Origin of the sequence: Streptomyces sp. NBC_01465 (genome assembly GCF_036227325.1) — a bacterium.
GTDB lineage: Bacteria > Actinomycetota > Actinomycetes > Streptomycetales > Streptomycetaceae > Streptomyces.
This window is the reverse complement of record NZ_CP109467.1, coordinates 5,325,083-5,347,862: the sequence shown is the minus strand read 5'-3', so window position 1 is coordinate 5,347,862 and position 22,780 is coordinate 5,325,083. Positions and strand designations below refer to the sequence as shown.

Annotated in this window: 22 protein-coding genes; 11 read left to right on the top strand and 11 right to left on the bottom strand. The window is 69.6% G+C overall.

The annotated features are described in order from the left end of the window. Positions 1–19 precede the first annotated feature (19 nt). Positions 20–310 (bottom strand): type VII secretion target, encoded by a 291-nt coding sequence (locus tag OG707_RS25225; protein ID WP_329122040.1) that lies wholly within the window; start codon positions 308–310, stop codon positions 20–22. A gap of 97 nt (positions 311–407) precedes the next feature. Further along, on the bottom strand, positions 408–1,844 hold the full coding sequence (locus OG707_RS25220; protein WP_329122038.1) for a cellulase family glycosylhydrolase: 1,437 nt from the start codon (positions 1,842–1,844) through the stop codon (positions 408–410). Positions 1,845–1,954: 110 nt separating this feature from the next. On the opposite strand from OG707_RS25220, the gene OG707_RS25215 reads away from it, so the two are divergent. The 3 genes from OG707_RS25215 (at position 1,955) to OG707_RS25205 (ending at position 4,167) form a co-directional block, all read left to right on the top strand. Next, entirely contained in the window at positions 1,955–2,482 is a 528-nt protein-coding gene (locus OG707_RS25215) for a hypothetical protein (RefSeq protein WP_329122035.1), read from the top strand. A 10-nt stretch (positions 2,483–2,492) separates the two neighbouring features. Next, entirely contained in the window at positions 2,493–3,704 is a 1,212-nt protein-coding gene (locus OG707_RS25210; protein ID WP_329122033.1) for a pyridoxal phosphate-dependent aminotransferase, read from the top strand. Between the two features lie 79 nt (positions 3,705–3,783). After that, positions 3,784–4,167 (top strand): SCO4983 family protein, encoded by a 384-nt coding sequence (locus OG707_RS25205; protein WP_329122031.1) that lies wholly within the window; start codon positions 3,784–3,786, stop codon positions 4,165–4,167. A gap of 60 nt (positions 4,168–4,227) precedes the next feature. Here OG707_RS25205 and OG707_RS25200 read toward each other — a convergent pair whose 3' ends face one another. Both OG707_RS25200 and OG707_RS25195 read right to left on the bottom strand, forming a co-directional pair. After that, complete coding sequence (locus OG707_RS25200) at positions 4,228–4,518, bottom strand: hypothetical protein (protein ID WP_329122029.1); 291 nt, start codon at positions 4,516–4,518, stop codon at positions 4,228–4,230. Beyond that, entirely contained in the window at positions 4,515–4,871 is a 357-nt protein-coding gene (locus OG707_RS25195; RefSeq protein WP_329122027.1) for a hypothetical protein, read from the bottom strand. The genes OG707_RS25200 and OG707_RS25195 overlap by 4 nt, the downstream gene beginning before the upstream one ends. A 179-nt stretch (positions 4,872–5,050) precedes the next feature. Here OG707_RS25195 and OG707_RS25190 point away from each other — a divergent pair, with 179 nt between their 5' ends. The 4 genes from OG707_RS25190 (at position 5,051) to OG707_RS25175 (ending at position 7,037) form a co-directional block, all read left to right on the top strand. After that, the gene (locus OG707_RS25190) at positions 5,051–5,191 is read left to right on the top strand and encodes a hypothetical protein (protein ID WP_329122026.1); all 141 of its coding nucleotides are present in this window, start codon (positions 5,051–5,053) and stop codon (positions 5,189–5,191) included. A gap of 112 nt (positions 5,192–5,303) precedes the next feature. After that, positions 5,304–5,525, top strand: a complete 222-nt coding sequence (locus OG707_RS25185; RefSeq protein ID WP_329122025.1) for a DUF397 domain-containing protein — start codon at positions 5,304–5,306, stop codon at positions 5,523–5,525. Positions 5,526–5,637: 112 nt separating this feature from the next. Then, positions 5,638–5,880: a DUF3224 domain-containing protein gene (locus OG707_RS25180; RefSeq protein ID WP_329122023.1), complete on the top strand. Its 243-nt coding sequence runs from the start codon at positions 5,638–5,640 to the stop codon at positions 5,878–5,880. A gap of 5 nt (positions 5,881–5,885) precedes the next feature. Continuing rightward, a complete protein-coding gene (locus OG707_RS25175; RefSeq protein ID WP_329122021.1) occupies positions 5,886–7,037 on the top strand; it encodes a serine hydrolase domain-containing protein in 1,152 nt (383 codons plus the stop codon). On the opposite strand, the gene OG707_RS25170 is transcribed toward OG707_RS25175, so the two are convergent. Beyond that, positions 7,027–8,151, bottom strand: coding sequence for an alpha/beta hydrolase (locus OG707_RS25170; RefSeq protein WP_329122020.1), 1,125 nt, complete (start codon positions 8,149–8,151; stop codon positions 7,027–7,029). The two genes, OG707_RS25175 and OG707_RS25170, sit on opposite strands and share 11 nt — an antisense overlap. A 73-nt stretch (positions 8,152–8,224) precedes the next feature. Between OG707_RS25170 and OG707_RS25165 the strand changes: the two genes are divergently transcribed. Beyond that, entirely contained in the window at positions 8,225–8,794 is a 570-nt protein-coding gene (locus OG707_RS25165; RefSeq protein ID WP_329122018.1) for a TetR/AcrR family transcriptional regulator, read from the top strand. Positions 8,795–8,919: 125 nt separating this feature from the next. Here OG707_RS25165 and OG707_RS25160 read toward each other — a convergent pair whose 3' ends face one another. After that, on the bottom strand, positions 8,920–10,752 hold the full coding sequence (locus tag OG707_RS25160) for a phosphoenolpyruvate carboxykinase (GTP) (protein WP_329122016.1): 1,833 nt from the start codon (positions 10,750–10,752) through the stop codon (positions 8,920–8,922). A gap of 215 nt (positions 10,753–10,967) precedes the next feature. On the opposite strand from OG707_RS25160, the gene trhA reads away from it, so the two are divergent. The 3 genes from trhA to OG707_RS25145 all read left to right on the top strand — a co-directional run bounded on the left by trhA (position 10,968) and on the right by OG707_RS25145 (position 13,878). Beyond that, positions 10,968–11,645, top strand: coding sequence for a PAQR family membrane homeostasis protein TrhA (gene trhA / locus OG707_RS25155; protein ID WP_329122014.1), 678 nt, complete (start codon positions 10,968–10,970; stop codon positions 11,643–11,645). 137 nt (positions 11,646–11,782) lie between these two features. Next, complete coding sequence (locus OG707_RS25150; protein ID WP_329122013.1) at positions 11,783–13,267, top strand: MFS transporter; 1,485 nt, start codon at positions 11,783–11,785, stop codon at positions 13,265–13,267. 2 nt (positions 13,268–13,269) lie between these two features. After that, the gene (locus OG707_RS25145) at positions 13,270–13,878 is read left to right on the top strand and encodes a TetR/AcrR family transcriptional regulator (RefSeq protein ID WP_329122011.1); all 609 of its coding nucleotides are present in this window, start codon (positions 13,270–13,272) and stop codon (positions 13,876–13,878) included. A gap of 149 nt (positions 13,879–14,027) precedes the next feature. On the opposite strand, the gene OG707_RS25140 is transcribed toward OG707_RS25145, so the two are convergent. The 5 genes from OG707_RS25140 to OG707_RS25120 all read right to left on the bottom strand — a co-directional run bounded on the left by OG707_RS25140 (position 14,028) and on the right by OG707_RS25120 (position 22,778). Then, positions 14,028–16,427 carry a galactose oxidase early set domain-containing protein gene (locus tag OG707_RS25140; RefSeq protein ID WP_329122008.1) on the bottom strand — a complete coding sequence of 800 codons (2,400 nt, stop codon included), beginning with the start codon at positions 16,425–16,427 and terminating at the stop codon, positions 14,028–14,030. Next, the gene (locus tag OG707_RS25135) at positions 16,424–17,647 is read right to left on the bottom strand and encodes a glycosyltransferase family 2 protein (RefSeq protein WP_329122006.1); all 1,224 of its coding nucleotides are present in this window, start codon (positions 17,645–17,647) and stop codon (positions 16,424–16,426) included. The genes OG707_RS25140 and OG707_RS25135 overlap by 4 nt, the downstream gene beginning before the upstream one ends. Next, positions 17,644–19,275 (bottom strand): ArnT family glycosyltransferase, encoded by a 1,632-nt coding sequence (locus OG707_RS25130; protein ID WP_443071499.1) that lies wholly within the window; start codon positions 19,273–19,275, stop codon positions 17,644–17,646. Before OG707_RS25130 ends, OG707_RS25135 begins: the two co-directional genes overlap by 4 nt. 35 nt (positions 19,276–19,310) lie before the next feature. Then, the gene (locus OG707_RS25125; RefSeq protein ID WP_443071498.1) at positions 19,311–20,543 is read right to left on the bottom strand and encodes a glycosyltransferase; all 1,233 of its coding nucleotides are present in this window, start codon (positions 20,541–20,543) and stop codon (positions 19,311–19,313) included. 222 nt (positions 20,544–20,765) lie between these two features. Then, on the bottom strand, positions 20,766–22,778 hold the full coding sequence (locus OG707_RS25120) for a thioredoxin domain-containing protein (RefSeq protein ID WP_329122002.1): 2,013 nt from the start codon (positions 22,776–22,778) through the stop codon (positions 20,766–20,768). Positions 22,779–22,780 lie beyond the last annotated feature (2 nt).

The window sequence follows — 22,780 nt, the reverse complement described above, 5'->3', positions numbered from 1 at the left end:
CGTCGTCGGGCGTCGGGTGTCAGGCGCTGAGGCTCTTGGCCGTGCTCTTCTCGTTCTCGTCGTACGTCGTGATCGTCTGCTGGAGCTTGTCGTGGATCGTGGCCGACGCCTTGGCGATACGGGTGATCCCGTCGTCCCACTGCGACTGGAACTCGTCGCAGGCGTGGTCGAGCCCCTCGGATCCCAGCCCGTTCGGACCGACGTTCTTCAGCTTCTTCGACGCCTCGTTCATCGTCTGTTCGACGTGCGCCAGCTTCTGCAGCAGCTTCTGCATTTTGTCGACGTCGACAGAGAACTGTCCCCCGGCCATGTGCTCACCCCGTTCGTCAGGCACTTGGGTCTCAGTTGTATCAACCACCCCTGGGGCAACAGAAAACCTCCACAGGTCCCCCACATCACGGGCACGGCTACGGCAGCGGCGTGATCTTGACCGTGTGCTCGCCGGGCGCCGAAGCAAGAGTCAGGACACGGGACTTGGCGTCCCAGGTGCTCGCGGACCCGTCGGCCGTCCGGCCGCCCTTGGGGAAGAAGCGGCTCGGGAGGTAGACCTCGGTCCCGCCCCCGACGTTCGCCGAGCCCCGCCAACTCACCGTGAAGGTCAGCGACTTGGCGTCCCAGTCGTATGCAAACGGGTCCCCCGCGATCGCCCGCGGATACGGCCGGTCCAGGACCGGCACCAGCGCGGTCGGCTTCAGGTCCTTGTCCCAGGGCGACCAGGTGCCCGGGTCGCTGGACCAGTAGGCCGTGCCCGCGCCCATCGCGTCGGCGATCTCCCGCACCTTGGTGACGTAGGCGCCCGCCCCCGGCAACGTCATGTCGAGCCCGTACTCCCCGATGAGCACCGGCGCCCCGAGCCGCCGCGCCGTCTTCTCCGTCTGCTCGCGCCAGGAGTCGAGGGTGGTGTCGACCTGGGACTTCGTGTCCCCTGTGTAGCCGCCGCCGAGGTCCATGGGCAGCGGATAGAGGTGCGGGGCGTACGCGATCCGCGCCTTGTCCCCGCCGCCGCGCGGGTCGGCGAGGTGCGGAAGGGCGCTCGGCAGGCCCCAGTTGGAGCTGACGGCCTCCGACTCGACGAAGATCCACGAGTCGTGGTCGACGGCGCGGATCGCGGTGATCGTACGGCGGTAGAGCGCGGCCAGCGGGCCGGCCTCGAAGGCGGGGCCCTGGACGGAGCCGCCCCAGGGCTCGTTCATCAGGTCGTACCCGATGACGGCCGGATCGGACCTGAACTTCTGCGCGACGTGCGCCCACGCGGCGGCGTAGTGCGCGCGCAGGTCGCGGCTCGCGGACCGGGTGCCCCAGAAGTGGTCGAAGGCCCGGATCGTGCCGGGCTCCACGTACTTGAGCTCCCACTGCTCCTGCTCGGTGACGCCCAGACCGTCGGCCTCGGTCGCCCAGGCGGGCGCTCCGTTGCCCTTCACGGCGGGCCCGTAGATGTCCTGGTGCATGTCGAGCATGACGCGATAGCCACGGCTTCCGTACCAGCGCACCCGTGTCGCGACCTTGGTGAGGTACGCGTCGTCGTACTTCCCCGGCTCCGGTTCGACGTTGCGCCACTGGATCAGGAACCGTACGAAGTCCGAGCCCAGCGCGTCGGTCTCCTGCTGGACGTCCTTCTCCTTGATCCACGGCATGCCGCCCGAATCGGACTTGGCGCTGCTGGCGGTGTTGAGCCCGTGGAGGACCAGGGCGCGCCCCGCGTCGTCGGTGATCCAGCGGTGGCCGCTCGCGGTCGCGGCCCGTTCGGCGCCGGATCCCTCGGGGCCGACGGCCACCAGCAGGGCGGCGGCGACGGCACACGCGGCGCCAACTCCCGTCCAGACGCGCCAGTTGCTCCTGATCATGGCCGGGAGCGTATGCGTTCCCCGCGCCGCCCACCAGACCTGAAACTTGTTCACTTTTTGTCGTCCGCACCTCTGTCGGACGGGACGGGCGCCGCCTACAGTGACCGGCCATGCGCCACCTCCGCTGGAACGCCACCACCTCCGTGGCCGGCGTCTGCCTGCTGCTGGTCCTGCTGTACGGCTCGGGCTACCTCTTCACCACGCTCACCGCGTACACGGGCATGACCGTCGTCCCGAGCGCGCTCGGCGCCCCGATGGGCCTGCCCGGCCTGCGCGCCTACCCGCTCGGCGCGACCACCTGGTCCTGGCAGCTCTGCGAGGACTTCGCGGCGCTGCTGCTGATCGCGGTCGCCGTCGTACGCATCCGCCGCCACCTGCGCAAACGCCCTGCCGCCGGCCGCGTGCGCCGACTGCTCGCGGGGTGGACCGCGCTGATCGCGGGGGCTGCGGCGGCCGGGGCGTGGCGGGGGCTCGTGGCCGCCCGGATGGTCGAATCGGGGGCGCTGGGCTGGCTGGCGTACGCCGTCGCGGGGGCGCTCTTCGGTGCGCTGTGGGGGCTGCTGCTGGGCTGGCTGCCGGGCGCGGCAGTGAGCCACGCCTCAGGGAAACCAGCGGCGGGCGGCGTTACTCAGCCGTAAGCTCGCGGACATGCAGGTGATCCAGTCGACGAAGCTCGCCAATGTCTGTTACGAGATCCGGGGCCCGGTCCTGGAGGAGGCGATGCGGCTGGAGGCGGCAGGCCATCGCATCCTCAAGCTCAACACCGGCAACCCGGCCGCGTTCGGCTTCGAGTGCCCCCCGGCGATCCTCGAGGACGTCCTGCGCAACCTCCACGACGCGCACGGTTACGGCGACGCGAAGGGTCTGCTCTCCGCCCGCCGCGCGATCATGTCGCACTACGAGACCAAGGGCATCCCCCTCTCCGTCGAGGACATCTACCTCGGCAACGGCGTCTCCGAGCTCATCCAGATGTCGATGCAGGCCCTCCTCGACGACGGCGACGAGGTCCTCGTCCCCGCCCCCGACTACCCGCTGTGGACCGCCTCGGTCTCCCTCGCGGGCGGCACCGCCGTGCACTACCGCTGCGACGAGCAGGCGGAGTGGATGCCGGACCTCGACGACATCGAGCGGCGCATCACCGACCGCACCAAGGCCATCGTCATCATCAACCCCAACAACCCCACGGGTGCGGTGTACGACGACGAGATGCTGCGGGGTCTGACGGAGATCGCCCGCCGCCACTCCCTGGTCATCTGCTCCGACGAGATCTACGACAAGATCCTCTACGACGGCACGACCCACACCCCGACGGCCGCGATCGCCCCCGACCTCCTGGTCCTCACCTTCAACGGCATGTCGAAGAACTACCGGGTGGCGGGCTACCGCTCCGGCTGGCTGGCGGTCTGCGGCCCCAAGTCGCACGCGACCTCGTACATCGAGGGCCTGACGATCCTGGCGAACATGCGCCTGTGCGCCAACATGCCGGCCCAGCACGCCATCGCCGCCGCCCTGCAGGGCCGGCAGTCGATCGAGGCGCTGGTGCAGCCGGGCGGCAGGCTCCTGGAGCAGCGCGACACGGCGTACGAACTGCTCACCCGGATCCCCGGCGTGACCTGCGTGAAGCCGAAGGGGGCGCTGTACCTCTTCCCGCGCCTCGACCCCGCGGTCTACAAGATCAAGGACGACCGCGAGATGGTCCTCGACCTGCTCCGCGCCGAGAAGATCATGATCGTCCACGGCACGGGCTTCAACTGGCCCGACCCCGACCACTTCCGCATCGTCACGCTCCCCGCGGCGAAGGAACTGCACGACGCGGTGACCAGGATCGGGAACTTCCTGGACGGCTACTCGCAGCCCTAGATCGATTCCCAAGACCCCACTCAACTTTAGACAGAATCTAAGCTAGGATGGTCCCCTGACCGTGAACAGGAGGCCATCCATGTACGAACCGATCCGCACGAAGTCGGTCCACTCGCTGACGGCCGACGACACGGTCAGCTACCCCCACCGCACCCGCGAGGAGGAGCTGGACCTCCAGCTGGCCGGCCACCTCTCCGCGCTCCTCGCGGTGACGGACGAACTCGGCCTGTCCGAGGACGGCGACCGCATCGCCCGCGAGATCGCCCGCCTCCGCTCCACCCCGCCGGTCCGCCACGCAGGCCTCTCCGCCGCGGACCCCGCCGCCCTCCACCACCGCGCCCACGCCCTCGCGGGCCGCGCCCTGGTGGTCGCCGCCTCCCGCGCGGACACGGCGGCCGCGATCCTCGCCGCCGAACGCATGGACGCCCACACCGCCGCCCAGCACCTCACCGCGGCCCGCTGACCGGCCCCGGCCTGCAGCCGCGGAGGCGCGCAGGCCGGGCGCCACGCATGTGCACGTGCGTCAGAGGTTGACCCTCTTGAGATAGACACGCTTGCGATGCGGAATCGTCTGGTACCAAAGCATCAAATGCTCGTCCTCGTACGTCCGCAGACGCATGACGTTGAGATCATCTGCCAGACCCCCGTCCTTGGGATCAAGTCCCAGTGAGGCCAGATCGGTCAGGCCGGTCGCGATCCGCTCCACCTCGCCCCTGAGGTGGTCCGGCATGTCACCGAGCACCCACGCGGCGCTCGGGTCGTACTCGAAGGCCCACCCACTCGCATCCTCCTCACCCTCCCCACGCTTGGTCACAGACCGATCTCCCCCTGCGCCTCGGCCAGGATGCGACTGGTGGTGTCCATCGCCGCACGGAACTGCTCCTCCGTACTGTCAGGGTCCCCGGAGACCTGCTCGGCGCGATGAAGCGCCATGGCGCGCGAAGGCCAACGCTCGACCGCGACAAACGTCGCCCACTTAATCAAGAAGAACCGCAGAGGATTGACCGACTGCGCCTGCACTGCCCGATCGAAGGCCTCGGCACTCTCCCGGTCGAACTCGGCCAACTGGGCCAGACTGAGCCTCCGCACAGCCTCCCGCACAGCCTCCCTGGTCATGGCGGGCTGGGAAATCAGCGGCCCTTCGTGTTCCGCGCTCTGTGCAGACATACCCAGTTCCTTTCCAGGGGGAAGTACGCCCATCAGTCTGGCAGAGGGGTACGACAGAGCCCCCTGATTCACCAGTGATCCCCGACGAGCCACACCACCCCGTCCTGCCCCCACGGCTTGCGCCATTCCGCCCAGACCTCCTTGCCCCCTCCGGTACGCCGCCCGTTGATGAGCCGGTAATGCCCCCAGTCGTCGGCGTACCTGCGCAGCAGCCACAGTCCGCGCCCACGCTCGGCGTCGAGGGAGGGGCCGGCTCCCGCAACTGGACACCGTCCAACTCGGCGCAGAACATGGCGTCGTACTCGTACACACGGACGTAGCACTGATGAAGTACCGCACGGTCCTGGACCGGATGGAGGCCATGTCTCTCAAGCCCGCCCCTTCACGCAACTTCATCAAGTCGATCATCGCAACCCTCTGAAAGGCTCCCGCGTGCCCGCCGACCTCAACTGGCAGAAGTCGTCCTACAGCAGCGAGGGAAGCAACTGCGTCGAACTCGCCACCGCCCCGGACGGCACGATCCACCTCCGCGAATCCGACGCCCCGGCCATCACGCTCACTCTGCACGGTGCGACTCTGACCGCCCTCCTCGCGGCAACCAGTGCCGACTATCGTGCCCACACCGCCGCCCAGCACCTCACCGCGGCCCGCTGACCGGCCCCGGCCTGCAGCCGCGGAGGCGCGCAGGCCGGGCGCCACGCTCTTTGCCCGGCGCACCTTTTCCGTACGCACCGGACGCGCACCCTCCGTCGGTACGATCGCCCCCATGCGTGCCACCGGAACGTTCAGCGTCCAGGACTTCACCCCGACCGAACTCGCCCCGACGCCCGGCACGCCCACCGCCGTCCCCGTCGGGGTCGCGACGATGGCGAAGCAGTTCGAGGGCGAAGTGACCGGCCGGGCCGCGACTCTCTTCACCGCCGCCTACGACGCCGAGACCGGCAGCGGCGGGATCGAGATCGAGGCGGGCGGCACGCACCGCATCTGGTTCGACTACGAGATCGGATAACAGCCGTGTCCACTCTGCGCGACCTCCTCACCACCCACGTCAACGACGGCACCGTCCCGGGAGCAGTGGCCCTGGTGGCGCGCGGCGGCCGTATCGAAGCGGAGGCCGTCGGTTCGGCCGATGCCGACGGGGCCGCCCCGATGGCGCGGGACTCAATCTTCCGTATCGCCTCCATCAGCAAGCCGCTCACCGCGGCGGCCACGATGGTGCTGGTCGACGAGGGGAGGCTCGCGCTGGACGCCCCCGTCTCCGCCTGGCTCCCCGAGCTCGCCTCGCCCTCCGTCGTCCGTACCCCCTCGTCCCCCGTCGACGACGTGGTCCCGGCGGCCCGCCCGATCACGGTCGAGGACCTGCTGACGTTCCGCGCCGGGTACGGATTCCCCTCCGACTTCTCCTACCCCGCGGTCCAACTCCTCTTCGGCGACCTGCAGAAGAGCGGACTCGACCCCCAGTTCACGCCCGCCCCGGACGAGTGGATGGCGCGGCTCGGCCGGATTCCGCTCCTGCACCAGCCGGGCGAGGCGTGGCTCTACAACACCTGCTCCGACATCCTCTCCGTGCTGATCTCCCGCGCCTCGGGCACCCCCTTCGCCGACTTCCTCGCCGAGCGGATCCTCCATCCGCTCGCGATGACCGACACCGGCTTCTCCGTGCCCGCCGCCGACCTGGGCCGGTTCACCACCGCCTACCGGCCCACCCCCGACGGCAAGTTGGAGCAGGTCGACGCCCCCGAAGGACAGTGGAGCAGCCCGCCGGCCTTCGCCTCCGGCGCGGGCGGCCTGGTGTCGACGGCCGACGACTGGCACGCTTTCGGGCGGATGCTGCTGGCAGGCGGCGAGGCGCCGGACGGCCGCGCGCTGCTCTCCGCCGACGCCGTACGCCGTATGACCACCGACCACCTCACCGCACCCCAGCGCGAGGCGAGCGACCTCTTCATGGAGGGCCAGGGCTGGGGTTACGGCGGCTCGGTCGACGTCGAGCGGCGCGACCCCTGGAACGTCCCCGGACGCTACGGCTGGGTGGGCGGCAGCGGCACGTCGGCGCACATCGTCCCGGCCACGGGGGCGGTCGCGATCCTGCTCACCCAGGTCCAGATGACGGGCCCGACCCCACCCACGATCATGCGCGACTTCTGGGCGTACGCGGCTACCGCCTAGCCCGCACCCACGTCGCGAAGTCCTCGATCCCGTCGATCACCGCCTCGAAGCGGAAGGAGTGGAAGAGGTCGAAGGCGTGGTGTCCGCCCGGGAGTTCGGCGTACACCACCGGCGACGTGGAGACGGCGCGCAGGGCGGTGACGAGCGCCTTCGGGTTCTCCGTCGGGACCAGTTCGTCCAGGTCGCCGTGGGCGATCAGGAACGGCGGCGCGTCCGCCCGGACGAGGTTCACCGGTGAGGTCGCCGGGTCCCCGTCGAAGTACTCGGCGAGAAAGCCGTTGAGCACGATCACCGCGTCGACGGAGGTGTCAGCCTCCTCGAACCCGGGCTGCAGAACGGGGTCGTTGGGGGTGAGCCCGGCGAGCGCCGCCATGTGCCCGCCCGCGGAACTCCCCGACATGAAGACGCCCGCCTCGGGGTCCGCGCCGTACTCCTTGGCGTGTTCGCGCGCCCAGGCGACGACCTTCTTCGCGTCGATGAGGTGGTCGGGGTGCGAAGAGGCGGGCCGCAGACGGTAGTTGGCGCTGATGCAGACCCAGCCCTGGCTCGCGAGGCGGTAGAGGAGCGGGAGCGACTGGGTGTTCTTCCGGCCCGAGTCGTAGTGGCCGCCATGGAAGTGGATCAGCACGGGACCGCCCGTCGGCCGGCCCCGGTGGTGGTAGACGTCGAGGAGATTGCGGCGGCCGGCGTCCCCGTAACTGAGGTTCCCCACCCGCTTGACGTCGCCGCGGCGCCGGAAGAACGGCCGGACCAGGATCCGGACCAGCGGCGGGCGGCGGCGCGTACTCGTACCCGCGCCGAGCGCCTCCTCCAGGGCCCGCCGGACCACCGGCGGCGTCCGTATCCCGCGCCGGGCGACGACCACGAGTCCGGCCAGCGTGACGGCGGCCAGACCGACCGACACCCAGTCGCCCGCCGCGTTGATGTCGCCCTCCGAGAGGGCCAGCACCGTCGAGGCGATGAGCGCGTAAATGGCCCAGAACGGAATCTCGTTGAAGGTGAGGCCGAGCCGGTACGTCACCCAGAAGACCGGCGCCGGCCCCTGGAAGGGCACCAGCGCGCACAGCGTGAGCAACGCCGCGATCAGCACATTGATCAGATAGCCGACAGACACAGATCCACTCCCCGTCCGACACCGCATTCCGTGTACCCCATCTGTGGTACCACGGATGAGGTACTTTTGATACGTGAACCAGGAAAGACGTGACCGCCTGCGCGACGCCGCCATCGGCCTGCTGGCGGGATCCAGCAGCCGGGGGCTGACCCACCGGGCCGTCGACGCGGCGGCGGACGTGCCGCCGGGGACCACCAAGAACTACTTCCCGACCAGGGACGCGCTCCTCCAGGCGGCCGCCGAGCGCATCTTCGAGCTGTACGCAGCCGTACCGCGACCCGCACCCACCGACCGGGCGAGCCTGACCGCGCTGATCGTCGCGCTCCTGGAGAACGCCACGGGCCCCGCCCGCGCACGCCTCCTCGCCTTCTACGAGCTCCGGGGCGAGGCGCCGCGCGCACCGTGGCTGGCGAGCGCGGTGGACGCGTTCTCGGCCGCGGACTTCGCGTACTTCGAGCAGGCCCAGCGCGCCGCAGGCCTGCCCGTCACCCCGCAGCGCGCCGCCACCGTCACGCTGGCCCTGCACGCCGCGCTCTTCCATCTCCTGGCCGAGGGCCCGGCCACGATCGCGGCGGCGGGACTCGACGACCTCGACCGCTTCGTCCGCGAACTGCTGGACACGGTCTACGGGACGGCGACGTAGGAAAAGGGCCCGGCCCCCCGCGCCGTGAGGGGGCGCAGGGGGCCGGGCAACGCGGTGGGCCGTAGTAGGACCCCACAGGTCAGGGCGGATGTCTGTGAACCGCCCACCGCGAGTCAACTCAACGACTAGCCAAGGCGCTTGACCAGCGCGCGGTACTCGTCCCACAGCTCGACGGGCGTGTGCTCGCCGAAGGTGTTGAGGTGGTCGGGGACCAGGGCGGCCTCCTCGCGCCAGACCTCCTTGTCCACGGTGAGGAGGAAGTCCAGGTCGGACTCGGCGAGGTCGAGGCCCTTGGTGTCGAGGGAGCCCTTGGCCGGGAGGATGCCGATGGGGGTCTCGACGCCCTCCGCCGTGCCGTTGAGGCGCTCGACGATCCACTTCAAGACGCGGCTGTTCTCGCCGAATCCGGGCCACACGAACTTGCCCGCGTCGTTCTTGCGGAACCAGTTCACGTAGTAGATCTTCGGGAGCTTGGCCTGGTCCTTGTCTGCTCCGACCTTCACCCAGTGCCCCATGTAGTCGCCCATGTTGTAGCCGCAGAACGGCAGCATGGCGAAGGGGTCGCGGCGCAGCTCGCCGACCTTGCCCTCGGCGGCGGCGGTCTTCTCGGAGGCGACGTTGGCTCCGAGGAAGACGCCGTGGTTCCAGTCGAAGGACTCGGTGACGAGCGGCACCGCGGTCGCGCGGCGGCCGCCGAAGAGGATCGCGGAGATCGGGACGCCGCGCGGGTCCTCCCACTCGGGCGCGATGATCGGGCACTGGCCGGCGGGGACGGTGAAGCGCGCGTTGGGGTGGGCCGCGGGGACGCCGGACTCCGGGGTCCAGTCGTTGCCCTTCCAGTCCGTGAGGTGCGCGGGAAGTTCCTCCGTCATGCCCTCCCACCAGACGTCGCCGTCGTCGGTGAGCGCGACGTTGGTGAAGACGGAGTTGCCCCACATGGTCTTCATCGCATTGGCGTTGGTGTGCTCGCCCGTGCCCGGCGCGACACCGAAGAAGCCGGCCTCCGGGTTGATCGCGTACAGCTGACCGTCCTCGCCGAAGCGCATCCAGGCGATGTCGTCGCCGATGGTCTCGACGGTCCAGCCGGAGATCGTCGGCTCCAGCATGGCGAGGTTCGTCTTGCCGCAGGCCGAAGGGAAGGCGGCGGCAACGTACTTGGACTCGCCGGTCGGGGGCGTCAGCTTGAGGATCAGCATGTGCTCGGCGAGCCAGCCCTCGTCGCGCGCCATGACGGAGGCGATGCGCAGGGCGTAGCACTTCTTGCCCAGGAGCGCGTTGCCGCCGTAGCCCGATCCGTACGACCAGATCTCGCGGTCCTCGGGGAAGTGCGAGATGTACTTGGTGGTGTTGCACGGCCACGGCACGTCCGCCTCGCCCTCGGCGAGCGGGGCGCCCAGCGTGTGGACCGCCTTGACGAAGAAGCCGTCCGTGCCGAGCTCGTCGAGGACCGGCTGCCCCATGCGCGTCATCGTGCGCATCGAGACCGCGACGTACGCGGAGTCCGTGATCTCGACGCCGATCGCGGAGAGCGGCGAGCCGACGGGGCCCATGCAGAAGGGGACGACGTACATCGTGCGGCCGCGCATCGAGCCACGGAAGATGCCGCCCTTGCCGTTGACGCCCTGGAAGATGTCGCGCATCTCCGCCGGGGCCTTCCAGTGGTTCGTGGGGCCTGCGTCCTGCTCGTTCTCGGAGCAGATGTACGTCCGGTCCTCGACCCGTGCGACATCGGACGGGTCGGAGGCGGCGTAGTACGAGTTGGGGCGCTTGATCGGGTCGAGCTTGGTGAAGGTCCCCTTGGCGACGAGCTCCTCGCACAGGCGCTCGTACTCGGCCTCGGAACCGTCGCACCAGACCACACTGTCCGGCTGAGTCAGTTCAGCGATCTCGTTGACCCACGAGATCAGTTCCTGGTGCTGGGTGGGAAGGACAGTGGGAGCCGCGATGTCGCGCGCCACGGTTGCTCCTATGCAGGTGTTTGGAGGGTGAATTGTTGCCGCCCCGTGGGGGCTGCGACCCGGATGCCTGCACGCCCCCAAGATCGGGGCGCTCATCCGGTGCCGACCGCACTCATCTGATCATCCGCGCGATTCGCCCATATGTCCAGGGGGCCTCTCACGTGAGCATCGCCACTCCGTGACTGAACCTACGGAACCGTAGGTAGCATCGACATATGACTGCTGCCGCCTCCGCCGAGACCGAAGTGACCGAACTCGTCCCGACGCCGGTCAAACCGAGACTGCGCGGCTGGCTGCACACCGGGATGTTCCCGGCCGTGATCGTCGCGGGGCTGGCGCTGGTCGCCCTCGCGGATTCCACCCAGGCACGCATCGCCTGCGGGATCTACATCCTCACTGCCTGCATGCTCTTCGGGGTCAGCGCGGTCTACCACCGCGGGACCTGGGGGGCGACGGGCGAGGCCATATTGCGGCGCCTCGACCACGCCAACATCTTCCTGATCATCGCGGGCACGTACACCCCGCTCGCCCTGCTCCTGCTGCCGCGCTCCACCGCGGAGCCGCTGCTCATCGCCATCTGGGCGGCGGCCGCGGCCGGCATCGCCTTCCGGGTGCTGTGGGTCGGCGCGCCGCGCTGGCTCTACACGCCCTGCTACATCGCGATGGGCTGGGCGGCGGTCTTCTTCCTGCCCGACTTCATGCGGCAGGGCGGCGTCGCGGTGCTGGTCTGCGTCATCGTCGGCGGGCTGCTCTACAGCGCGGGCGGCGTCATCTACGCACTGAAGCGGCCCGACCCGTCGCCGGCCTGGTTCGGCTTCCACGAGGTGTTCCACTCGCTGACGCTGGCGGCCTTCATCACTCAGTACGTCGCCATTTCCCTCATCGCCTACTAGCGCGATCCACCTGCAGCACTAGCGCCACGGAGCGGCCGTACCCCGTCGGGTACGGCCGCTTCAGTGTTGACAGTCGCAATCTTTTGAGAGTTACTATCACAAGACATTGACTAGCGGATTCTTGAAGGGGTGGGGACATGGAACGCAAGTGGTGGGCTCTCGGAGCCATGGTGATGAGTTTTCTGGTGATCGGCTTCGACACCACGATCCTGAACGTCGCACTGCCGACCATGGCCGACCAGCTCGGCGCGACGACCGGCCAGCAGCAATGGATGGCCGACTCCTACATCGTCGTCTTCGCGGCGCTGATGCTCCCCGCCGGACTGCTGGGCGACCGCTTCGGGCGGCGCAAGATGCTGATCGCCGGACTCGCGATATTCCTCGCCGGGTCGGTCGTCGGCGCCTTCTCCACCAGCGTCGAGCCGGTGATCGCCGCCCGTGCCTTCATGGGCATCGGGGCCGCGCTGATCATGCCGCTCGCGCTCGCCGTCGTACCGACGATGTTCGAGCCGCAGGAGCAGTCCAAGGCGATGGGGATCATCACCGCCGCCTCGGGACTCGGCATGCCGCTCGGGCCGATCATCGGCGGATGGCTGCTCAACCACTTCTGGTGGGGCTCGATCTTCGTGATCAACGTGCCGATGGCCGCGATCGGGATCGTGGCATGCGTCCTGCTGCTGCCCGAAACGCGTGATCCCGCCGCGCCCAAGGTCGACCTCCTGTCCACCGCGCTGACGACCACCGGGCTCGCCGCGCTGATCTTCGGGATCATCGAGGCTTCGGAGCGCAGTTGGGGCGACCCGCTGGTCGTCTCCATGCTGGCGGGGAGTGTGGTGCTGATCGCGGCTCTGGTCGTACGGGAGCGGCGCATGGTCCGCCCCATGCTGGACCTCAAGCTGCTGGCCCACCGGCCCTTCCTGCTGAACACGCTCGCCGCGACGCTGACCATGTTCGTCCTGTCCGGGCTGATGTTCGTGCTCACGCCGTATCTGTCGGCGGTCCTCGGCAATGACGCCTTCGGGACCGGGCTGCGGATGCTGCCGATGATGGCCGGGCTGACCGTCGCCGCGAAGGCCTCGGCGCCCCTGCTGCGGAAGTTCGGCTCGCGGGCCGTCATCAGCGGGGGGCTCGTGGTCCTCGCCGCCGGGACGCTGCTGGGCGCGACCACGGGGGTCGACGACGGCTACGGGTTCGCGGCGGTGTGGCTGACCGTGGTCGGCTTCGGCTTCGGATTCGCGATGGTGCCCGCGATGACCTCAGCCATCGGGGCGCTGCCCCGGGACCAGGCGGGCAGCGGGTCCGGACTGCTGAGCACCGTACGGCAGACGGGTGCCGCACTCGGGGTCGCGCTGCTCGGCTCACTCATCGCCGGGGCGTACGCGGGCCGGCTGCCGGACGGGGCGCCGGAGGCCGCGAAGGACTCGGTGGTCGGGGCCCATCTGCTGGGCGACGCGGGGCTGGCACGGGCTGCGGATGCGGCGTACCTCCACGGGATGAGCGTGGCGCTGATCGTGTGCGGGGTCGCGGCTCTGGTGACGGCGGTGCTGGCACTGCTGATGCTTCCGGCCAAGCAGGCGCCCGCAGCGGCAGAGGTCTTGGCCCCGGCCCCGGTGGATGCCTGAGAATGGACACCATGGCCGCCACCACGCCCCAGCTGGGACTACGCGAACGCAAGAAGATCAAGACCCGTACGGAGATCCGCCGGGCCACGTACCGGCTGGTCGCCGAGCAGGGGTACGACGCCACGACGGTCGAGCAGATCGCGGAGGCGGCGGAGGTGTCGCCCTCGACGGTGTTCCGCTACTTCCCGACCAAGGAGGACATCGTCCTCACGGACGAGTACGACGAGCTGCTGGTGGCCGCGCTGCGGGACCGCCCGGAGGACGAACCGCCGCTGGAATCGCTGCGGTTCGTCGTCCAGGAGGGGCTGCGGATGTCGATGGAGATCGACCCGGCGGAGATGCGCCAGCGCACGAAGCTGATGGTGGAAGTGCCGGCGCTGCGGGCCCGGATGATGGAAAGCATGTCCGGCACGGGCCGGATGCTCTGCGCGGTACTGGCCGAACGCAGCGGGCGGGACCCGGACGATCTGGAGATCCGGGTGTTCGCGATGGGAACGCTGGGCGGGCTGAACGAGGCGACGGCGTACTGGGCGGAACGGGGGCACCAGGACGACTTGACGGAACTGGTGGACCGGGCGATCAACACGCTGCGGGACGGGCTGGTGCTTTAGGGGGTGTCCGGCGGATCATGCCGCGGTCGCGCCGGTCTGGCACGCACATCTGCGGCGAGATCGCACATGCCCAGCAAGGGCGGCCTGATCCGCCGGACACCCCCTAGCCCCCACCCCGCGGAGCCCCAGTGGGGCTCCGCGGGTGGGGATCAGCTCCGGCAGGCGACCCCGTTCCGGTCCGGGTCCAGGCGCAAGGGATCGTCGCCGTTCACCTTCAGGCGGCCGTACCCGTGCGACCCCAGCCACGCACACCGCGCCGCCGTCGTCCGCTTCACCGTCGCCGGGAACACCGTCGGGACGCACACGTTCACCGTCCCGTAGTGACGGTCACAGCCCGAGATCGTCGTCGACACCGGCGCCGAAGCCCGCTTCTTCGTACGGGACTTGGGCGACGCCGACAGATCGTCGGCGAAGGAGTGGACATGCGCCGCCGACGCCGTCGCGTCCAGCGCCGTCGGTCCCCCCAGATGCACCCACTGCGCCACCGAGGGAATCCCGTTCGCATCCACCCCGAACAGCATGTACCAGCCGGGCGGCGCCAGATTCGGGTTGCTCGTGACGTTCAGGTCGATCGTCTTCCCGTTGATCACCGACATCGGCAGGTCGACGAACCGCTGGTTCGGGTCGGAGGAGTGCGTGACCGCCGCAGGGCGGATCAGCTCCGCCTTCGCGATCGGGCGGTCCACCGTGATCCGCTGCGTATCGCCGTACTTCCACTGGGAGTTGATGACCGACGTGATCGAGGGACGCGCGCCCTTCAGCAGGTACGGCGGCGTGTAGATCGACACGTTGTGGTTCCACGTGCCGTTCCCCGGGTTGTCGCCCGTCGACATCACCCGCCCGTCCGGCAGCAGGAAGGACGAGGAGTGGTACGTCCGCTTCTGCGGGTCCGGGGCCATCGGCGTGAAAGCATTCGTCGTCGGGTCGAACATCGACGCCTCGTACACCGGGTCCGCCCGGTCGTGCAGACCGCCGCCCGTCTCGAAGACGTTCCCGTCCGGCAGCAGCACCGCCGAGACGTACATCTTCCCCTGCGCACCCGTCTCCGGCTTCGGACCCGTCCCCTGGTCGACCGTCCCCTGCGGCAGCAACGGACCTGCCACATATGAGGGGTTGGCGGCCTTGAGGTCGATGATGTCCGTCAGGCGGTTGCCCTCCGGGTTCGTGTTGACGTTGCCGCCGCCCATCGTCAGCACCCGCTGGTCCTGTGCCGGAGGCAGCAGCACGCTCGCCGACTGGTCGCGCTGGTCCTTGTTCTGCAGACCGGGGACGTCGGTGATCGTGTTCGCGTCGTAGTCGTAGACCGAGGCGCCCGACCCCGGGGTCCCGTCGCCGAAGACATGGCTCCCGCTGTAGAAGAGCCGGCCGTCCTGCATGAGGATCATCGAGGGGTAGAGGCCCCAGTACGACCAGGTCTGGTTGACCTGGTTCATCGGCAGCCACTTGTTCTGCGCCGCCGAGAACTTCTCCGCCGTCACCGACCCCGTCGAGTCCTCGCGCAGCCCGCCGAAGGACACCACGTCACCGCTGCCGAGCACGGTCGCCGACGGGTACCAGTGGCCGTCGTTCATGTCGTTGGTGCGCGTGTACGTCTCGGTGTCCGGGTCGAAGAGGTACGAGTCCTTCAGCCCCTCGTAGCCCACCTTCCCGTCCGCCGTCGGGTACGCCTTGTTGCCGCTCATCACGAGCACCCGCCCGTCGGCCAGCTGCACATGGCCGGAGCAGAACATGTCGGCGGGCGTCGGGATCGTCTTGTACGTGCCCTTCACCGGGTCGTACACCGCCGAGGTGAACGTGCCCGCCGCGAACGCCGCCGGGTCGTTGCCCGAGCCCGCGATCAGCAGCACCTTGCCGTTCTTCAGGACGACCGAGTGCATCGAGCGGACCGGGTTCTGCGTCGGCAGCACGTTCCACTTGCCCTTGGCGCACTCCTGCGCCGTACCGCTGCAGACCGGGTCCACGGGCGGCGGCGTGACCTCCGCCATCGCGTAGTCGTCCGTGGTGACCGCCCCCGTGCCGTACACGGAGACGCCCCACGTGATGCGGTCCGTGCCCGCGGGGACGGCAGGAGTACGCACCGTCGCCTGTGCGTAACTCGCGCTCAGATCAAGGGTCTTGAGGTCCGTCCAGTACTGCCAGCCCGCCGTCGCATCGTGCCGGAAGAGCGTGATGGAGGCGTCCGGGGTCGTCGACTTGTACCAGAGCGAGAGGTCGTACTGGCTGTCCGGCGTCACCGCAGGGGCGCACGCCGCGCTCTCCGTGATCAGCACCTTGCGGTCGCCCTCGACGCGGCGCGTGACGTTCACCTTCATCGCCTTCGTGCCCGCGTGCGCGTCCGTGGTCGTGGCGATCGTGAAGTCGTTGTCGCCCCAGCCCGACTTCTCCCAGCACTGCGGCATCCCGTCCGTACCGGCCGTCTCGAAGCCGGGGTTGGAGATGAGGTTCGCCGCCGATGCGGGGGCCTGGGCGGCGGCGAGCAGGGCGGCGGTCATCGCCCCGATCGCCGCCAGAGCGGATATGCGGCGGGTCGTGCGGCTCGTACGTCTCATGCGACCTTCCTGTCCCGGTTGTTACGGCCACTACGGTTGCGGCGCGGCAGATAGACCAGCGCCTCCGTCCCCGCGAACCGCAGCACGAACGTCAGCAGCAGCGCCGCCACCGTCGCGGTCAGTACGCCCATCCCCCACTCCCCCACGAACAGGGCGATCAGCGGGATCCGCAGCACCAGATCGGCATTGGCGATCAGCGCGAACCGGCCCACCCGGTCCGCCCAGTGCCGGTGCCCGCGCCGCGAGCGGAAGAGCAGCAGTTCGATGAGGAGGAAGTTCCAGGCGACGCCCGCCTGGTTGGCGAGGATCTCGGCCGGGAGGTAGTGCATCCCGGCGTTGTTCAGTGCGTGCAGGGCGAGGAGGTTCGGTACGAAGCCCGAGAGGCCGATCAGCCCGAAGACCAGCATCCTGGCGACGGGCGAGGCCGTACGCAGCTCGACGAGATGGCGCAGGAAGCGCATCCCCTCCTTCGCCGACGACTTGGACTCGCCCGCGAACCGGTCCTGGAAGACGAACGGCACCTCCGCGACCTCCGAGGGGCGGCAGCGCACCGCCAGCTCCAGGAGGATCTTGTAGCCGAGCGGCTTGAGCGCGTCCGCCGTCACCACACTGCGGCGGATCGCGAAGAAGCCGCTCATCGGGTCGGAGATCCCGCGCAGGCGGCGCGGGAAGAGCGCCTTGGTCAGCCAGGTCGCGCCGCGCGAGACGGCGATGCGGTAGCCGCCGGCCAGGCCGGCGCGGCTGCCGCCCGCGATGTAGCGCGAGGCGACGACCAGATCGGCATTGGTGCTCTCGCCCGCCGCGACCAGTTCGGGGACGAGCGCGGGCGGGTGCTGCAGGTCGGCGTCCATGACGACGACCCAGTCGGAGCCCGCCGTGCGCAGCCCCTCGACGACCGCCCCGCCCAGGCCGCCGAGCGGCTCGTCGCGGTGGATGACGGCGACCGGGAAGGGGCAGTCCTGGGCGGCGGCCGCGATGACGGCCGGGGTGTCGTCGGTGGAGTCGTCGACGAAGACGACCTCGCAGGGGAGGCGGGACGGCACCGATTCGGTGAGGCGGCGCAGCAACTCCCCTACGTTTCCCGCCTCGTTGAAGGTCGGGATGATGATCGTGACCGCGCCCGGCTCGGAGACCTCGGCTCCCCGCAGGGCCGGGTCGCCCAGTTCGTGCGCGTCCTCGTCCTCGTCCGAACCCGTCGCATCCATCGGCCAGATGCTCATCGCACACCCCCCACGATCTTCCGGATCTCGATCCGGTCCTCGCCGGTGCCGAAGGTGGCGACGACTGCCGAATGGTCCAGTGCGGCCTTGACGTTGGGCAGATCGCGGGCGTCGCGCCGCACGGTCGGCGAGGCGACGACGTAGTCGAGGTCGCGGTAGCCGTGCGGCATCGTCTTGGTGACGGCGGGGTCGAGGTCCGCCTTGTAGAACCAGATCGCGCCGTCGCCCGGCTGGTATCCGGCGTGCACCAGGTCCAGCCAGAGCGCGTCGTCGACCAGGGCGCGGGTGGAGGCGGGGTCCTTCACCTGGGTCTTCATCCAGGCGGCGGCCTCCCGGTAGGGGGCGTTGGCGTCGACGGTGAGCGCGTCGCGGTTGCCGTCGTACCAGCGCGGCACGGTGTACGCGAGCGCCGAGGCGGCCAGCACGACGGCGACCGTCCAGCGGGCGGCCATCGGGATACGCGGGCGCTCCGGGCCAACTCCCTTGCGCAGTACGGCATGCGCGATGCTCGCCGCACCGCCGGCCAGCACCAGCGCGAGGAACGGCAGCGCCTGGATGACGTACATCGCGGGCAGATAGCCGGAGGGCCGCATCGCGACGGCGGCGAGGATCGCCACCACCAGGGCGGGGCCCGCGAGCGCCCGCGCGGTGATCGACCAGCGCAGGGTGAGCAGGAGCAGCAGCGCCCCGGCCAGTCCGCCGAGCGGCAGTATCCGGTCGTAGTACAGCCAGGAGTGGAAGACGCCGTGCGAGCCGGACGCGGAGTCGAAGATCGAGCCGGAGCCCGGACGGCTCATCTGGTACGTGATGCCGTCGATCAGCGACACATGGCCGGGTCCGGGGAGCAGTTCGTTGTTGAGCAGGGCGTAGAGCGGATAGGCGAGCCCTATCAGCACGCACGCGGTGATCGCGCCGGTGACCGCGTACTTGCGGGTGTCACGGTGGCTGTGGCGCCACATCGTGACGAGGAGCGCGGGCAGGACGAGCAGCATCGTTTCTTTGGAGAGAACCGAGGCCGCGCCCGCGACGCCCGCCGCGAAGTGGTGCCAGAGATGGCGGTTGGGCGATGCGGCCAGGCAGAAGGCGAGCAGCATCCACATGACGGCGATGTTGTCGAGGAAGATCTCGCGCTGCAGGACCACGGAGAGCGGCGAGAGGCCGAAGAGCGCCATCGCCAGGGCCGAGGCCCAGCGCGGCAGGAAGAGCCGGCGCGCCAGTACGTACAGGAAGACCGCGCTCGCCGCGCTGACCAGCAGCATCGCGCAGCGCATGGTGGCCACGGTCATGTTGTCGGGCGAGAAGAGCGAGGGGATCCAGGTGAGGAACGCGATCTGGATCCAGCCGAGCGGCGGGTGGTCGTACCAGTACGTGTAGTGCGCGAGGCCGGTGCCCTGCTGGACCGACCAGGCCTGGGCGAGGTAGGTGCCCTCGTCGTCGCTGAGGGCAGGGAAGCGGGTGATGTTCCAGCCCTGGACCACCATGATGACCGTCAACAGGCCTGCGCACAGGGCGAGATCGGGGCGCGAGCGGCGGAAGCGTACGACGGGGCGCGGCTCGTGCGGGAGGCGGTGGGTCGCGCGGCGGTCGCGCTGGACGGGGATCGTCGTGGGCGCAGCCGTGGTCGCGATCGTGGGAGCGGGCGGGGGCGTGGGCGCGAGGGAGGTCACTGGCGGATGTCCTCTCGGATGCTGTTACCGGCGCCGGTACCGGGAAGGTGTGCGCCGGAGTGGCTGGTCAGCTCCCACTCGGTGCGGCCCTTCTGCTCCCGCCAGACCGCGCGGATCGCCGCGCCCGCGAGGAGCATCTGGTAGAAGGGGCCGCCGACGATGAGCTTGAGGTAGTGGACGAGGCGGACACGGAGGCCGTACTGCCGGCCGAAGTCGTGCAGGCCGACGATCTCGAAGACGAACGTGACCATCGCGGTGATCAGCGGCAGGAAGGTGACGACCGCTATGCCGACGGGCACGTCGAGGAAGAGCGCCACGGCGATGTTCAGCGGAATGATCACGCCGGTGAACGCCTGCATGAACGGGGTGGTGAGGGTGTAGCGGGCGAGCAACCGCTGTCGCCAGGTGGGCAGTTGCTTCCAGTCCTTCTTCCGGTAGACCTGGAGGAAGCCCTGGTTCCAGCGGGTGCGCTGCTTGAGGAGCGAGAGCAGCGTGCCGGGGGTCTCCTCGCGGGTGACCATGTCGGCGTCGTACGCGACGACGACCTTCTTGCCGACGGAGGAGAGCCGTACGCCCAGGTCGCAGTCCTCGGCGAGGCACTCCGGGTCCCATCCTTCCGCCTCGCGCAGGACGTCTGTGCGGACGAAGACGGTGTTGCCGCCGAGCGGGATGAAGCCCTTCTCGGCGTGCAGGTGGAGGCGGGAGCGGAACCAGAAGAAGTACTCCAGGCAGTTGCGCAGGGCGTACCAGCTGGAGTGGAAGTTGATCAGCTGTACGCCGCCCTGGACGACGTCCGCGCCGGTCGAGACGAAGGCGTGGTCGACGTGGGCGAGCAGTTCGGGGTGGACCTGGTCCTCGGCGTCGAAGACCCCGACCACGTCACCGCGGCAGTGCGGCAGCGCGGTGTTGAGCGCCTTGGGCTTGTTCTTCTTCTCGTGCGTGTCGACGACGACGCGCACCCGCAGCGGGTCGTGGGCGGCCATCTGCTCGGCGACGGCCGCGGTCTCCGGGTCGTCGTGGCCGACGATGACGATGATCTCGAAGTTCCGGTGGGTGGATTCGAGGAGCCGCTCGATGGTGTGCCGCAGCACCAACTGCTCGTGGCGGGCGGGCAGAAGCAGCGAGAACGACAGCCCCGACGCCTCGGTCGGGGCGTCGAAGCGGGTCGCGGCGAGCGTCTCGGGCGTACGCCAGGCGTGCATCTGCCACCACAGCGTGAAGCCCGCCATCCAGAACAGCGCCAGCGAAACGGCAGCAACGAACAGCGACAGCACCAACGGTCGATCCCCCCTGTGAGCAGAGGGCAGCACACGGCGAGTCACCTGCCGCGCTGTCCCCTGCATCCCCCGCACGCACTCCCCAGTGCGCGCGTCACTCTCTCCTCAACTGTGCGGAGAATATCGGGAATAAGTGAAGATCAGTGACTCTGGGAGGGAAAATCTGTGCTTCGCTTATGCTTCCGAAAGCTTTCGTCCCAGGTCAGCGACGTTGTCAACCGGAGCCGCACACACGAAGTTGCGACATACGTACGCAGCGCCACCCCCGTCGATCAACGGCCGGTCGGCCAGCAGCGGGAACTCGTCGCTGCCCGGCTCCCCCACGGCGACCACGGCCCCGGGTGCGGTCGACAGCAGTGCGGCGCGGTGCAACTCCCTTGTCCTGGCGTCCCCTTGGGGCCCGACGACCGCCACCTCGCGCGGCCCGTCGAGCGCCGCCTCCGCGACGGCCAGACCCCAGCCGATGAAGCGGGGCGCGCGCGGGCCGAGCGCCTTGACCACGCCCAACGCCCTTTCAGCGGTGGTGCGATGGACCTCGGAGCCGGTGTGGGCCGCGTACGAGAGCAGCGCTCCGGCGGCGGCGGTCCAGCCGGACGGGGTGGCGTTGTCGGTGGGGTCCTGGGGGCGGCGGATCAGCTTCTCGGCGTCGTGCGCGGTGTCGTACAGGGTGCCGTTCTCGCCGACGAACTGGTCGATGACGAGGTCGAGCAGGAACCCGGCGAACTCCAGCCAGACACCCTCCCCGGTGACGGACGCCAGCGCGACGAACCCCTCCGCCACATCGGCGTAGTCCTCCAACACCCCGGAATTCGCGCCGACTTGACCGTCCTTGGACGTACGGGCAAGACGCGCACCGGCGTCCATGTGCACGCGTACGAGAAGATCGGCGGCCTCCGTGGCGCGCTCGATCAGATCGGGCCGCTCGAAGTACGCCCCTACCTCGGCGAGCGCGGCGATCGCGAGCCCGTTCCAGGCGGCGACCACCTTGTCGTCGCGGCCGGGGGCGGGGCGTGCGGCGCGGGCGGCGAGGAGGCGTGCGCGGACCTCGGGATCGGCTTCGGCGCCCGGGAGTTGGAGCACCGATGCGCCCTCCTCGAAGGTGCCTTCCTCGGTGACCCCGTAGATCCGGGCGGCCTGGTCCCCGGCTTCGTCGCCGAGCACCTCGCGCAGCTGCGACGGCGTCCAGACGTAGTACGCGCCCTCGACGTGCTTGCCCGTACCGTCGTCGCTGTCGGCGTCGAGCGCCGAGGCGAACCCGCCCTCGTTGGTGCGGAGTTCGGTGGCGATGAAGTCCGCTGTTTCGAGGGCGACGCGGCGGGCGAGGTCGGAGCCCGTGGTGCGCCAGAGGTGGGCGTACACCCGGCAGAGCAGCGCATTGTCGTAGAGCATCTTCTCGAAGTGCGGGACCACCCACTCGCGGTCCACGGAGTACCGCGCGAAACCGCCCCCGAGCTGGTCGTACATCCCACCGCGCGCCATCGCCTCGCAGGTGCCGACGGCCATCTCCAGCGCGCCCTCCGAGCCGGTCCGCGCGTAGTTCCGCAGCAGGAACTCCAGCGCCATGGACGGCGGGAACTTGGGCGCACCCCCGAACCCGGCGCTCTTCGTGTCGTACTCGCGCGTCAGCCCGAGCAGCGCCTGCGTCAGATCGTTCTCACCGGGCATCTCCGGGGAGTCGTAGGCGAGGGAACGGTCCGCCAGGTCCTGCACGATCTTCCCGGCGACCTCGTCGACCTCCCCGCGCCGGTCGGTCCAAGCCGCGTGCACGCCCTCCAGGACCTGCCGGAAGGAGGCCATGCCGTGGCGGGGCGAGGGCGGGAAGTACGTACCGAAGTAGAAGGGCTGTGCGTCCGGGGTGAGGAAGACGGTCATCGGCCAGCCGCCCTGTCCTGTGGCCGCCTGGACGGCCTCCATGTAGACGGCGTCGACGTCGGGGCGCTCCTCCCGGTCGACTTTGACGGAGACGAAGTGCTCGTTCACGTACGCCGCGGTGACGATGTCCTCGAAGGACTCGTGCGCCATGACATGACACCAGTGGCAGCTCGAATATCCGACGCTCAGCAGCACCGGCACACCCCGGCGCCGCGCCTCCTCGAAGGCTTCGGGCGACCACGGCCACCAGTCCACCGGGTTGTCGGCGTGCTGGAGGAGGTACGGGGACGTCTCGTGCGCGAGTCGGTTGGGCATGC

Bases quoted from the DNA above. Each gene is read 5' to 3' on its own strand.
- OG707_RS25225 (WP_329122040.1), bottom strand. From the start codon at position 310: ATGGCCGGGGGACAGTTCTCTGTCGACGTCGACAAAATGCAGAAGCTG.
- OG707_RS25220 (WP_329122038.1), bottom strand. From the start codon at position 1,844: ATGATCAGGAGCAACTGGCGCGTCTGGACGGGAGTTGGCGCCGCGTGT.
- OG707_RS25215 (WP_329122035.1), top strand. From the start codon at position 1,955: ATGCGCCACCTCCGCTGGAACGCCACCACCTCCGTGGCCGGCGTCTGC.
- OG707_RS25210 (WP_329122033.1), top strand. From the start codon at position 2,493: ATGCAGGTGATCCAGTCGACGAAGCTCGCCAATGTCTGTTACGAGATC.
- OG707_RS25205 (WP_329122031.1), top strand. From the start codon at position 3,784: ATGTACGAACCGATCCGCACGAAGTCGGTCCACTCGCTGACGGCCGAC.
- OG707_RS25195 (WP_329122027.1), bottom strand. From the start codon at position 4,871: ATGTCTGCACAGAGCGCGGAACACGAAGGGCCGCTGATTTCCCAGCCC.
- OG707_RS25190 (WP_329122026.1), top strand. From the start codon at position 5,051: ATGCCCCCAGTCGTCGGCGTACCTGCGCAGCAGCCACAGTCCGCGCCC.
- OG707_RS25180 (WP_329122023.1), top strand. From the start codon at position 5,638: ATGCGTGCCACCGGAACGTTCAGCGTCCAGGACTTCACCCCGACCGAA.
- trhA (WP_329122014.1), top strand. From the start codon at position 10,968: ATGACTGCTGCCGCCTCCGCCGAGACCGAAGTGACCGAACTCGTCCCG.
- OG707_RS25150 (WP_329122013.1), top strand. From the start codon at position 11,783: ATGGAACGCAAGTGGTGGGCTCTCGGAGCCATGGTGATGAGTTTTCTG.
- OG707_RS25145 (WP_329122011.1), top strand. From the start codon at position 13,270: ATGGACACCATGGCCGCCACCACGCCCCAGCTGGGACTACGCGAACGC.
- OG707_RS25140 (WP_329122008.1), bottom strand. From the start codon at position 16,427: ATGAGACGTACGAGCCGCACGACCCGCCGCATATCCGCTCTGGCGGCG.
- OG707_RS25135 (WP_329122006.1), bottom strand. From the start codon at position 17,647: ATGAGCATCTGGCCGATGGATGCGACGGGTTCGGACGAGGACGAGGAC.
- OG707_RS25125 (WP_443071498.1), bottom strand. From the start codon at position 20,543: ATGGCGGGCTTCACGCTGTGGTGGCAGATGCACGCCTGGCGTACGCCC.
- OG707_RS25120 (WP_329122002.1), bottom strand. From the start codon at position 22,778: ATGCCCAACCGACTCGCGCACGAGACGTCCCCGTACCTCCTCCAGCAC.